Source organism: Clostridium sp. OS1-26 (assembly GCF_030915445.1).
In the GTDB taxonomy this organism is placed as follows: domain Bacteria; phylum Bacillota; class Clostridia; order Clostridiales; family Clostridiaceae; genus Clostridium_AM.
In genome coordinates this window covers 2,644,513-2,657,964 of the sequence record NZ_CP133264.1, presented here as the reverse complement: position 1 = coordinate 2,657,964, position 13,452 = coordinate 2,644,513, and the positions used below count along the sequence as shown (strand labels likewise).

Genomic DNA, 13,452 nt, shown 5'->3' with positions numbered 1-13,452 from the left:
CTCCTTCTTTTCTATGCTTTTAGTATAAAAGGCAAATACATTTTAACAAATGCATTTGCCTTACATTACCTTACATTTTTGAAAGGTATATAATTTCAACTTCGGTACCTTTACCTTTTTTGAGTTTATATGCACCCTATGCCCTAACTTTTCAGAAATAAGTTTTACCATATATAATCCAATGCCAGTTGCATTTTTATATTCTCTTCCGTTATTTCCTGTAAAAAAGGCTTCAAAAACTCTTGGTATATCCTCTAAGTCTATGCCTATACCTTCATCCCTTATACTTAGAGTTATACTATTTTCTTCTGTCTTAGAAGTTATGTAAATTTTTTTGTTTTCATGGCTTGCAGAATACTTTATAGAATTAGATAAAATCTGATCTATCATGTAAGAACACCATTTTTTATCTGTGTAAACTTCTATATCTGCATCTATATATACCTTAGGGTAAACTCGCCTATATATAAAATCTCTCTTCTTAGCATTAATTACATCATTAACTAATTTTATTAAATTAACCTTCTCTGGTACATAATCCTTAGAAAAATCTTCTAACCTTAAAACATTCAAGCACTGCTCAAGATTAATTTTTAATTTATCGTTCTCTTCTCTTATGTCTTGTAAATAATTGGTGTTTTTAATTTCCAAAGGTCTTTTCTGTGAGGCTAAATCAATAATTGTTACAGAAGTCTTCATGTTATGTATGAATTGTGAAAACAAAGTATCTTTGTCCCTTTGCTGGAAGTACATTCCATAAAGCTTATTGGTGTATCCATCGTGTATATTCTTAATAGTATCAAATATAATTTTTTCTTGTAAATTCATGCTTTTAGACTGATAATCAGGACTCACCTTTGCTTCTTTAAGACTACTAACAAAATTTTTGTATTTTAACATCTCAATAAAAAGATATATGAATAATACAAATGCGCTTATAACAATAGGGTATAAAAATTCCTTGGCATCTAATAAAAGATTGTAAAAAATTATTAATATGCTGGTATTTATAGTATATGCTATAATTACTCTACTCTTATTTTTTAATACATCAGTCATCAATTCTATTAAATACATAGCCTATTCCTCTTTTAGTTACAATAATATTCTCAAGCCCTAAATCACTAAGCCTCTTTTTAACTCTAGTTATATTTACTGTTAAAGTGTTATCATCAACAAATGTAGTATCATCCCATAAAGTTTCTAATAATTCCTCTCGAGTAACTATTTTGCCACTATTTTTAATAAGTATCTTTAAAATTCTATATTCATTTTTGCTTAATTCTAATGTTTTCTCCTTATATTTAAGATTCATGCTATCATCAACTAAAATTAAATTACCTTGTGTTAAGCCAGCTGTTTCATCATATTCACCCACTCTTCTAAGTAATGCATTAATTTTGGCCAGCAATATTCCTATACTAAATGGTTTAGTTATATAATCATCAGCCCCAAGATTCATCCCTCTAATTTGCTCTCCTTCCTCACTTCTTGCAGAAAGGATAATAACAGGAATATTGCATTTTCCCCTTATTAACTTAAGAAAATAAAACCCATCAAACTTGGGCAAATTAATGTCCAGAATAATAAGTCTAGGACTTATCTCTTCTACCCTCTCTATGACACAATCATAATTGTCAATGGTAAAAATACTGTAGTCATATGCACTTAAATATTCTGTTATGTATTTTTGCAATTTTATATCATCTTCTATTAATAAAATATTATTCATAAAAACTCCTCTAGGGATTGTTTTCCAACAACCCCTCACTTTTGAAGTAATTCCAGCTTCGCTATCTATTAATATTGTTCATAATTTTTCTAATTATATCTTTGGAGTCTACATTCTCTGGTATAAGAGATAGAGTATCATATATTAGATTAAAGCAAGCCTTTAAGCTTTCTTCACTATCTTTTATGCATATAATAGAATCTATTCTTTCAATTAAGCTTTCAGGCTTTATATCTAAATCCTTAACTATATGTTTTGTCCACTTCCAGTCTGGTTCCCATTGTTTATTTATTGCATATAAAATCCTTAATACCCTGTGAACGTCTGCTATCATTCTCTCAAGCAGTGGTATTTTATCCTCTCTCTTAGCTAATACTCTTCTAACATTTAAGCCTAAATCTATAGTCCAAGGACTAATAGTATTCATTATAATCTTTTGTTGAAGATCATCTGGATAAAAACTTAAATCTTCTTGTAAATTGCTCAGTATTCCATTTTTTCTTATAAAAATTGCGTTTTTATATGTTGAGGCTAAAATAATCTTATCATGGGTATAAACTTCACCTGCTAAAATAAATTTTATGTTATCTCTCATAGTATCAATTTTTTGCCAACCAGCTTCAATCCAACAATCTTTATATTTGAATATTATCCATACAGAACCATCCCCTATTGGTGCACCATAAGGATGTACCTCTGCTCCTCCAATTTCTTTAATCCAATTGACCATATCACATTCTGACATCAAATTATCAACTAAAAATTCAATTTCAATATCAGAATTCTCATCTGCAAGGCCTCTTGAAACAGATCCAGTGATAATAATTTCTTTTCCGTATTCTACGGGACACTTGCTTACAATTTCCTCTGCCAATTTAATTCTTGACCTACACTCTTCACTTATTACTTTTTTAGACATAACAATCCCCCCTATAAAACTAATTGCAGATATCTCTTGATATTCTTCAATTCAAACCTATAATTAAATTATAAAGTATATTTTTACTCTTTCTTTGGATACCAACCTTTTTGTACTCTTTTCTCTTGTTCAAAAATTTCGTGAATACTCCAAAGGCATGAAAACCCCGTGATACCTAGTATAGCTGATAATATTTGTGCATTTATACTCATAGATAAAAATATAAATACTATACCAACAATTAAGAATACCGGCCAAATCTTTTTACTAAAATAGTACTCTGCTTTAATTACAATAGGATGAAAGATTCCTATTATTAAAAAAGAAATTAATCCTATAGTAACACCCTTAAAATTCAAAATACCACCTCTATCATTTTTATATTAAATTAATTATATAACAAATATTTCCTTCTTTCAGCTTTAAATTGCTCAAGTCCTGATTCATATTCTGCTTCAATTTGCTGAGGAGTATAGCCCATTTCTAGGTATTGTCCAATTTTATCAGTACCCATTATTTTATCAAACATATTAATTGTATCTGCACTTTTAGGAACTTGAAAATTGTTTAAGGAGTGAGCATAAGCTAATACATATATTCCTGTTCTTGCAGGATTGAATGTATGATAATCTGTAATTTCAAGCTTTACTCCACCAAAGCCATTTCGTGAAGCTGCTTTAAATTTAACTCCAGATAAATTAGCTGTGTTTAAAAGCTCTGCAAATTTTTCAGAGTTAATACCTTTTCCTCCAACCCATGTAAAATAGTCATCTTGGTATACTGTAGTTCCCTCACCAAGCCCAGTAGATGAATAACAAAAAACAGATTCTATGTTTGGTATATAGGGAGAACTTTGTATCCAGCTTAATCCAGTGTCTTGAAATATCATACTTCTATTATATCCTTCCATAGGTACCACCGTAAGCTTGGCCATTATGTTTCTATTAAAAAATTGAGCTAACTCCCCTGCAGTCATACCATGAGTCATTGGCATATTATCTACTCCTACAAAACTCTTAAATTTATCTTCTAGCACTGGACCATCTAAAATTTCTCCTCCCAATGGATTAGGTCTATCTAAGACAACAATTTCTTTATTATACTTAGCTGCTGCTTTCATACAATAATTTAATGTAGACATAAAAGTATAAGAACGTGCTCCTATATCTTGTATATCAAACACTAAAACATCTACCTTAGATAGCATTTCTTCTGTAGGCATCCTTGTATCTCCATAAAGACTATATACGGGAATCCTTAATCTTTCATCAATGTATGATTTCACATAATCTCCAGCTTTAGCTTTTCCATCAATCCCATGCTCTGGTGCAAAGAGAGCTGTAAGCTTAGCTTCACCGTAATTTGCTAATATATCAATAGTACTTATCTCCCTACTGTTTACCCCTGTTTGATTGGTAACAAGTCCAATGTTTTTACCTTTTATTAAATTACTGTATTTATTTATTAATAAATCATCTCCAAGTTTAAAATTACTTTCTACTTTATCAATCAATAAATTTTCTACAGCTTCATTTGACACAACTGCTTCTCCTCCTAATACCCTAAACTCACTTTCTGAAGAAATTTTAGAATAAAATTGAGTTTTTGTAATTGAAGACTTACCATTTGTAAGTATTAAAGGTGAGTTTGTTTTTGCCGCCGCTGCTGAACCAGATAATGCATCTGCAAAACCTTCCCCTGAACTTACATAGATACTGCTAAAGTTTATATCACTGGAAAATTCATCAATTATTTTTTGATTAGTTTCATATCTATCCATGCCGCCTAATCTCTTGTAATCAGTAATGTAATCAGTAATGTAATCAGTAGTACTATTGCTGATTACGCCTACACCACCAACAATATAACACTTTTGGCTGCTATTTTGTATATATTGCTTTGCACCTTGAAGTAAATTATTTTTACTAGTTAATAATATAGGCATTCCCTTAACAGCAGCTATAGGTGCTATTGATAATGCATCTGCAAAGTTCTCACCTGATGCCAAAACTATCCCTTTATCATTTCCTATAATTTGTGCAACCTTTAAGCTAGTATCATACCTATCATTGCCAGCTATTCTCTCATGTCCTATTTTCATAGTATCTAACTGTTTTTCTATATTCGTTGATACAACTCCAGTACCACCTATTATAAATACCTGCTTCACATTTAATCTAGCTAACTGTTTTTCTATATCTCCACTTAAAATCTTTCCATTTGTCAATATAACTGGTGCATTATATTTTTTTGCTAAAGGTGCAGCGCAAAGAGCATCTGCAAAGCCTTCTCCTGAAGCTAAAATTACATAGTCAGATTTATCCCAGTTATTTTCGCATATACTGATGCTGGTAGCATATCTGTCAACACCTCCAAATCTGTTTTGAACCATTGCAGCAGATACCTTAACTGACATACAAAATAAAGTACTTGCTAAAAAACTTACAAAAAATAAATATTTCCTTTTTAACATCCTATACTCTCACTTTCATAAAATTATATACCTTGAAAAAATCTTTCAAGACAGCTTTTTCATAAAAATATTCCCCCATGTAATTTATAATTTTGTTACTTTAGTAATTTATAGGTGAAATTTCCATAGCTATTCTAATTATAAATAATTTTACAACTTTTTACTATAGATATTGAGCTTTATTGCTCAATTTACATGGAGGAATATGTTTCCAAAGCTTAAGGTAGATTTAAAAACTTTTTATCAATCTTACTTAATAAATTGTTTTATAAAATTTGCATCCACTGTTCCATTAGGTCTTCAATTTCTAAATTAATGTCTTCCTTTAAGATATGAAGTTCATTAAGTCTAGAATATTCATTACAACTCCCCATTTCCTTTTCAATTAGATTGATTTTACTTTCCAATTCCTGAATTCTCTCTTCAATAACAACAGCTTTCTTTTCATTAGTTTTTTCCTTGTTCTTTATTTTTTTATTATATATTTTCCTATCTTCAGTCTTTTTTACAGTTAACTTTTCATTTTTGGGCTCTATATTACTTTTTAACTTGTAGTATTCATAATTTCCTTCATAGGAAGTCAGTACCCCGTCTTTAAGTTCAACTATTCTACTACAGATTGTATTTATAAAATACCTATCATGAGAGACAAATAAAATGCTTCCTTTAAATTCTTTTAATGTATCTTCAAGAACCTCTCTAGATACAATATCTAAATGATTTGTTGGCTCATCTAAAATAAGAGTGTTAACTTTTCTAAACATGAGCTTTGAAAGCAACAGACGACTTCTCTCTCCACCTGAAAGATTTTTGACTTTTTTAAATACATTTTCACCGAAGAACAAAAACTTTGCAAGGTACTCCCTAGCTTTGCCTTCAGGTAGTTCTATATCTTCTCTAAAACATTCTAATATTGAGAATTCTTCATTGCTAAATACCACATTTTGAGGTAGGTATCCAATTTCTAGAGAAGTACCAATTTGTACTTTTCCACTATCTAATACATAGTCTTCATACTCCTCTTGAGGATTTAAAGCTTTTAACAATAATTTTAACAGCGTAGATTTTCCACAACCATTACTGCCTATTAAAGCCAGCTTTTCTCCATATCTAAAATGAAGATTAGCATCTTTTAGAATAACTTTGTTTTTAAAACTTTTAAATCCATCCTCTAACTTAATTATGTCTTTTCCTGAACGCTGACCTATATTAATATTTAAATTCATGCTGCGATTCTCAAGTTTAGGTCTATCTACCTTTTCTATCTTTTCTAATCTCTTTCTAATGTTTTCAGCTCTTTTAAAGAACTTTTCATTATCTCCTTTCATTCCCCAATCTCTTAAATCTTTAATAGACTTTTCCATAGCATTAATTTTTTTCTGCTGAACATTATAGGCTTCAAGTTGAAGTTCAATATCTTTTTCTTTTTGTTCTAGATATTGAGAGTAACCTCCTAAATAGCTTTTACTTTTCATATTTTCAACTTCAATTATTTTAGTTACTACTCTATCTAAAAAATACCTGTCATGAGATACTATAAGAACAGCACCTTTATAGTTCTTTAGAAAATCTTCAAGCCATTCTATTGATTTTAAATCAAGGTGGTTAGAAGGCTCATCCAGTAGTAGAATATCAGACTTTTGAAGCAGTACCTTAGCAAGGAGTACAGTGGTTTTTTCACCTCCACTTAACGTGCTGAAGTTTCTTTGTTTAAAGTCTTCAGTTATATTAAGTCCAATACAAATCTTGCTTAACCTTTCATCTGTTTCATAGCCTCCTATCTGTTCATAGCTTTGTTGAAGGTCATTATAATTTTTAAGGGTTTTATCCAATTCATTTTCTTTGAGATTTGCCATTATATCTTCTAGCTTTTTCATGTTTTTTAGAATTTCATTTTCAGTATTGAAGGCTAGGTTTAACACATCAATAACCTTAAAATCTTCATTATAGCTTGGCAGCTGGTCTACATATCCTAGTTTAGAATCTTTTTTTATAATAATATTGCCGCTGTACTCTGCTTCAAGCCCCATAATAAGCTTTAATATGGTACTTTTCCCGCAACCATTTTTGCCAACTATACCAACCTTTTCCCCCTCATGAACTTCAAAGTTCATATTATCAATAATTTGAGTTCCTCCGTAGTATTTTTTAATATTATTTAGAGCTAATGCTATCATAATTTTCATCCTCCTTAATTGTTTAATTTATATTTTTAAGCTTAAATATTATAAGAATATTTAATGCTATTTTTCATTGTTATAACTCCTATTAAAATATTTTTACAAAAAACAAATAAGCCACATAAATCATCAACTTTGATTTACTGGCTTATAGGAGTGTACATCCAAAAACTTTAATTTTATTACCATATTGGCTGGCAAAAAACTAAAGTTTATTTTATTAATAAGAAAAGCTCTATAGTATAAAACCATAGAGCTATAATCCGTGCTAAAATATAAGAGATCCTAGCATTTAATTAAGCATGATTTTATACATACAGTTTTTCTAAAAAAGGACGCACTTCTCCCGTAAAAAAACATATTTCCATTTTTTACAGATGAACTACTGTATATCATGCATTTCATACTAGACCCTCCTTAAGTAAATTTAAATTCATATATTATTATAACTAATTTAGTAACATATTACCACTATTTTTTTGAACTTCTTTCTCTTACTTAGATTTTTTATCAATACTGAAAAGGTATAAACAGGATTCTTGGCTTCAGGTGGAGTTTTAAACTCCATCTGAAGCTTAGAAGCCGTTATCCAGGGTCGTAGCGCCACTTATCCCCAACTTTAAGAAAAGCAGAGAACTCAAATCTTTGATTTGGTGTGAATCGCTTTCACAGAGTGCGTTGGGGTGTTAGTGGCGATAGACATCGGATAAAGCCTCTGTAACACCTTAAATGGCGCTAGCAGACACTCTCCTACAATATAAGCTTAATTTATTGAAATATAAACATGTATTTCCTGATTATTCATATCATCTGAAATATTTTGATACTCTTCAAAATCGCTAGTATATTTTCTATCCAAATTCATTTTCCAAAGCTTCGACCAAAATTCACCTACTGCATTTTTGACATGTCCATTAATAATAAACTTTGCATATTTCCCAGCCTCGATTACCTTTTTTTCAAGAGACGCTACAATCTCCTCAGCTTCATCTACTTCGCAACAAGCATAGAATTTATAAGGCTTAGTAAAATCTCCTTCATAATCAGTGTATAAACCTATTGTTTTATAATTTGTCTTATTCTTAATTTTTGAATAAACACCGCTGCCTAAAAAGTCTTGCCACAACAATCCAATATCTGTAACCGCTTGATTGTTACTATTTGTAGTTTTTTTCATTAATCCAACTACTACCTTTTTCTCCAAGCTTACTATTTCATAATTCATCACAATCACCTCATGCTTTTCTTTAATTATACATAAGGCTATATGACATCAGTATGTCATATTTGCTATCTTATACAACTAAAGTAGAAAAAATCATCATCTTCTATAACACTTTCTCCAAAGTCGTATTTTTTCACAAGCTTATCCAAAATATCATCATTTGGAATTGCTTCTCTTCCTAAATTAAATCCTATTTTTTTATGATGCTCTTTTAGTCCTTCTCGAGTTCGTGTATGAACTATTGCAAAAGTTCCTCCATTTTTTAAATGCTTATTTGCATTAGAAAATACTATATCTAAATTTGCAAAATGAGGAATACTATTAAATATTATAATATAATCAAACTTTTCTTCTAGTTCCACCTCTTTGTCAAAATCAGCACATATAGTTTTTGCTTTAGGGTATAAAGTTTTTAGTTCCTCTAGCATTTTTTCCGATATATCTAAAGCAACATAATTGCTTAGTTGTTTGTATTTCAAAGCTGTATACAATACACCTACTCCTGATGCCACGTCCAGTACTGAGTCTCCTTTTGATATTCCTAATGCATTTACAGTCTTGTTTATAATATTATCCTTTTCATTAGATATTTCTTTCCATCTCTCATAAGTGTTATTAAAATATTCCTTTTGATTTCTAATATCCATGCGATATTCTCTCCTTGTTTTTACAAAAATATATAGAATTGCAACCCTATTTTAAATGCTGCTTATTAAATATATTATACGGCGCCTATGCCTATATTCCCAGGTTTTTTAAATGATTCTTTCTTTGTTATAATGGTATAGGAATTTATAACTACTCAAGGAGTGATACTATGAAACGTGGAAATATAGGTTTATTATGTGCAGGACATTTGGTAACAGACATAAACCAAGGTGCACTTCCTGCTATGCTTCCATTCTTGATAAGTGGACGACATCTTAGTTATGCAGCTGCTGCTAGCTTGATATTTGCAGCAAATTTCAGTTCATCAATTGTACAACCATTGTTTGGTTATTTTGCAGATAAAATTTCAACTCCCTGGATAATGCCTCTTGGAATGCTTTTAGCAGGCCTAGGACTGGCTGCTGCTGGCTATGCCTCAAATTATTGGCTTATTTTCACTGCAGTTGCTATTAGCGGTATAGGTATAGCCGCATTTCATCCCAGAGGTGCTCAATTAGCTAACAACGTATCTGGAGAAAAAAAGGCAACTGGTGTTAGCATATTTACAGCAGGTGGAAACGTGGGCTTTGCATTAGGTCCAATACTTACTACACCTCTTTTATTAATCTTTGGTTTAAAAGGAAGCATATTTTTAATTGTTCCAGTGCTAATTGTAAGTATTATTTTCATGATTCGGATTCCATATTTATTACAGAAGGAAAAAGAAGAATCTTCTAAAATGACAAGAAGAACTGTAACCTCTGAGGAAGTTAAAGATGAATGGAATTCTTTTTTAAAGCTTTTAGGACCAATCACCTGTCGTTCTATAACCTTCTTTGGTCTAAATACTTTTCTCCCATTATATTTTATACATGTTTTGAATCAAACTAAAACAACGGGAAGTACAGCATTAACTATTTTACTTGTTATGGGCGCTATAGGTACTCTCATAGCTGGACGCTTGGCAGATCACTATGGTCAAAGAAATGTTGTAAAGGTAGGCTTTGGTATTTTGATACCACTATTAATTATATTCGTTAACGTTCATACTGTTTTGACATCTATGATACTTTTGATACCAATAGGTTTAACACTTTTTGCACCTTTTAGCCCTATGGTAGTATTAGGGCAAAAGTACTTACCTAATCATATGGGGCTGGCTTCTGGAGTTACCTTAGGTCTAGCTGTAAGTATAGGAGGGGTAGCAGCTCCGTTTCTAGGCTGGATTTCAGATAATTATGGAATTAGACAGGCATTGACATGTTTAACAATTTTACCTGTAATAGCAACTACAATTGCCTTTATTTTACCAAAGCCAAGGGTAGATTTACTAAAAATAAAACAAGTTCAAGTTAAAGCATAATAACAATTATGTTCTATTAAATAGAGTATTCCTATAAACAGAATACTCTATTTCTTTTCATATTTTGCATCAAAATGATTATCAGTAATAGCCTCAAAGTGCCCATTATAATTACTTATAACACTTTTTATTAGTATCCAATATGGACATTTTATATCCTAAATTCACTATAAAATTGTATAACAGATTTGTTTTGGAAACTGACATTCTTTTAAAAATAGACTTTATAGAATAGAATTCTTTCCTAAACCACATATAACCATCATATAATTCTCCCGCAGTCATAGTTTTAGGTTTAAATGCTACTCGTGTTTTACCATTATAGTATGTCCATTTATTACTTATTAGTCTTCCCTCATTTTTCATTTGTTCATATATAGGAGTTCTTGGTAAGGGAGTTAATATACTTACTGTAGCGCCATCTATTCCTAGCTCATTACAGGCATTAAGTGTCTTTTCAAATATATCTTTTTTATCTGTATCTAAGCCGAATATTATCCCTGCTTGTATTGATATTCCATTTTTATGTAATAGATTTATTATGCTCTTGTATTTACTCACATTATTTATTCCCTTATTAACACTTGCAAGTCCATCTTGCGAAAAGGACTCCAATCCAACAAAGAAATATATGCATCCTGATTTTTTTGCAATTCTTAAAAGCTCCTCATCTTGACATCGTTCCAATGTAACTTGTGCAGCCCATTTCTTTTTCAATTTTGCAAGTTCAATCATTAGTTTTTTAGCATACTCTATATCACCAAAGAAGTTATCATCCCAAAATACAAAGTATTTACTTTTAATGCTTTTTATATCTTCTATCACTTCATTTATAGGACGAGTTCTAAAGGAGTCACAATATATTTGTTTTAAATTACAATAGCTGCATTTATAAGGGCAACCTCTAGTAGCAAAAACTGCTCCTTTTGTAAAATATCTACCTTTAACAAGGTCCCTTCTCGGTATAGGAATCCCTTTCAAAGAAGGTGCGTCTTCACAGATATACTGCTTCTTTGCACAATTGTTATAAAAATCATTAAGAAACTGAGGCCAAGTTTCTTCAGCTTCTCCAACTATAATATAATCACAATGCTCTATGGCCTCATTTGGTAACAAAGTTACATGTGGTCCTCCCATAACTACTTTTACACCTTGTTCTTTAAATTTTTGAGAAATATTATAACAATGTATTGCATTTGGTGTATTTACAGTTATAACAACTAAATCATAATTGCTATCATATTCTATATCCTGATTGTACTCATCAATTAAAGTAATGTTATATTTTGATTCATCAATAAACGCTGCTAAATATGGCATAGTAATTTGAATAAAATTATTATATTGTTTTTTTCTAAAGTTATTGATTTCTTTGTTTTCTGGTGTAATCATTAAAATGTTTTTCTTCATCATGTAGCTCCTATTAAATCTTATTTAATCATAGATTAAGGTCCAAAAATTAGAGTCCCCAAATACCAGTATAAAAAGGGCAGTATAAATAATATAACGTTACTAATTACGCCCCACTTGCCAAATGTATTACGTGATATTTTTAATGATATTACTCCCATAATAAAACCTATTGGAGTTATAAAGGGTGTTATAAGTAAAGGCATACCTTCTAGCTTTTGGTATGGTGTTATTTTAAAGAACCAGTTCAATATAAGTACAATTATAATTAAAGATATTCCTAAAGAAATACCACCAATTACATTTGCAACAACACCTCTGAGTGAATTCTCATTTTCCATTTATGATACCTCCCTATATCGTCATAGCTTTTAACAATTTTAAGTATACTTTAAGCTGGTTCATATTTGTCTACTATGTACCAGTTATCACCATCTTTTTTATCGTAATTCACCTTCCCTTTAATATACTTTGGTCTTTCTTAAAATTCATTTGTTAAATCCATTTTTTACCCATAATGTATATTTTAACATTACTTAACCTAAAAACAAAGCACCTCTATTCATATTAGACAGAGGTGCTTTCCCTATGCTTTATCATATTAAGTTTGTTTCTATAATTTGCTTTATAGAAAAATCATGTACCTGTAAATAATGTCTTACAACTTCTTCAAGTGCCAGCAATGGAACTGGTCCAACAAGTTCTGCACTTGATATCAAAATACCATATCGTGCTGCTTCACATCGAATTGCTTCCATAACTCTTGGAATAGGTGTTTTGCTATAGTTAATGAAATTCATTGAAACCTGAACCATATCTTTTTCTGTAATGTGCAGTCCAATGGCTCTAACAAATCTAAAACCCCCACTTATATTTCTAACTGCCTTTGCAATTTGATTAGCAATTTCAAGTTCATTAGTTCTTAAATTTACATTGAAGGCTATCAGCGGAAACCTAACTCCTGTAACTAAAGCTCCACTCTTAGGTACAAATTCTTTTGGCCCTTCGTCAGGTATCCACTCTGCTTTTTTCATTTTTTCTGCCAAGCCTTCATACTCACCTTTTCTTATATCAACTAAGCTTTTTCTATTCGGCTCAACTGCCGCATCCTCATAAAAATAAACCGGCACTCCCTTGCTCCCTATATACTTTCCAAATTCTCTTGCTATTTCAACAGCCTCTGGAATTTCTATACCTTCTACAGGAACAAAAGGCACAACATCTACAGCACCCATTCTTGGATGACTTCCTTTGTGCTTTGTCATATCAATCAATTCAATGGCTTTATCTGCTAATCTTTTTGTGGCTTCTAAAACCGCTTCCGGTTCTCCTATATAGGTAAAAACTGATCGATTATGATCTCTATCTGAATTAAAATCAATCATTTTAACATCATTATTTATTAAGAGGGCAGACTTAACTTTTTCAATTACTTCATCATTTCTACCTTCGCTGATATTGACTTCACTCAACAATACTCTCATGTTAAATTTATCTCCTTT

General features: G+C 30.8%; 12 protein-coding genes. 1 reads left to right on the top strand and 11 read right to left on the bottom strand.

Translation table 11 applies throughout. The annotated features are described in order from the left end of the window. Positions 1–60: 60 nt before the first annotated feature. The 8 genes from RCG18_RS12935 to RCG18_RS12900 form a co-directional block, all read right to left on the bottom strand. Positions 61–1,077, bottom strand: a complete 1,017-nt coding sequence (locus tag RCG18_RS12935; RefSeq protein ID WP_308041677.1) for a sensor histidine kinase — start codon at positions 1,075–1,077, stop codon at positions 61–63. After that, positions 1,052–1,732: a response regulator transcription factor gene (locus RCG18_RS12930; RefSeq protein ID WP_308041676.1), complete on the bottom strand. Its 681-nt coding sequence runs from the start codon at positions 1,730–1,732 to the stop codon at positions 1,052–1,054. Before RCG18_RS12930 ends, RCG18_RS12935 begins: the two co-directional genes overlap by 26 nt. Before the next feature lie 61 nt (positions 1,733–1,793). Beyond that, positions 1,794–2,651 carry a DUF4037 domain-containing protein gene (locus RCG18_RS12925; protein WP_308041675.1) on the bottom strand — a complete coding sequence of 286 codons (858 nt, stop codon included), beginning with the start codon at positions 2,649–2,651 and terminating at the stop codon, positions 1,794–1,796. An 83-nt stretch (positions 2,652–2,734) separates the two neighbouring features. Next, positions 2,735–3,010 carry a DUF4491 family protein gene (locus tag RCG18_RS12920; protein ID WP_308041674.1) on the bottom strand — a complete coding sequence of 92 codons (276 nt, stop codon included), beginning with the start codon at positions 3,008–3,010 and terminating at the stop codon, positions 2,735–2,737. A 29-nt stretch (positions 3,011–3,039) separates the two neighbouring features. Continuing rightward, entirely contained in the window at positions 3,040–5,067 is a 2,028-nt protein-coding gene (locus tag RCG18_RS12915; RefSeq protein WP_308041673.1) for an exo-beta-N-acetylmuramidase NamZ domain-containing protein, read from the bottom strand. 323 nt (positions 5,068–5,390) lie between these two features. Beyond that, positions 5,391–7,301, bottom strand: a complete 1,911-nt coding sequence (gene abc-f / locus RCG18_RS12910; protein ID WP_308041672.1) for a ribosomal protection-like ABC-F family protein — start codon at positions 7,299–7,301, stop codon at positions 5,391–5,393. Positions 7,302–8,067: 766 nt separating this feature from the next. Further along, positions 8,068–8,529, bottom strand: coding sequence for a GyrI-like domain-containing protein (locus tag RCG18_RS12905; protein ID WP_308041671.1), 462 nt, complete (start codon positions 8,527–8,529; stop codon positions 8,068–8,070). A 65-nt stretch (positions 8,530–8,594) separates the two neighbouring features. After that, a complete protein-coding gene (locus RCG18_RS12900) occupies positions 8,595–9,176 on the bottom strand; it encodes a class I SAM-dependent methyltransferase (protein ID WP_308041670.1) in 582 nt (193 codons plus the stop codon). A gap of 170 nt (positions 9,177–9,346) precedes the next feature. On the opposite strand from RCG18_RS12900, the gene RCG18_RS12895 reads away from it, so the two are divergent. Further along, the gene (locus RCG18_RS12895; protein ID WP_308041669.1) at positions 9,347–10,540 is read left to right on the top strand and encodes an MFS transporter; all 1,194 of its coding nucleotides are present in this window, start codon (positions 9,347–9,349) and stop codon (positions 10,538–10,540) included. Between the two features lie 111 nt (positions 10,541–10,651). On the opposite strand, the gene RCG18_RS12890 is transcribed toward RCG18_RS12895, so the two are convergent. From RCG18_RS12890 to ftcD, 3 genes are all read right to left on the bottom strand, one after another. Next, a complete protein-coding gene (locus RCG18_RS12890) occupies positions 10,652–11,950 on the bottom strand; it encodes a B12-binding domain-containing radical SAM protein (protein WP_308041668.1) in 1,299 nt (432 codons plus the stop codon). A 35-nt stretch (positions 11,951–11,985) separates the two neighbouring features. Then, entirely contained in the window at positions 11,986–12,291 is a 306-nt protein-coding gene (locus RCG18_RS12885) for a hypothetical protein (protein WP_308041667.1), read from the bottom strand. Between the two features lie 255 nt (positions 12,292–12,546). Further along, positions 12,547–13,434: a glutamate formimidoyltransferase gene (ftcD, locus tag RCG18_RS12880; protein ID WP_308041666.1), complete on the bottom strand. Its 888-nt coding sequence runs from the start codon at positions 13,432–13,434 to the stop codon at positions 12,547–12,549. Positions 13,435–13,452 lie beyond the last annotated feature (18 nt).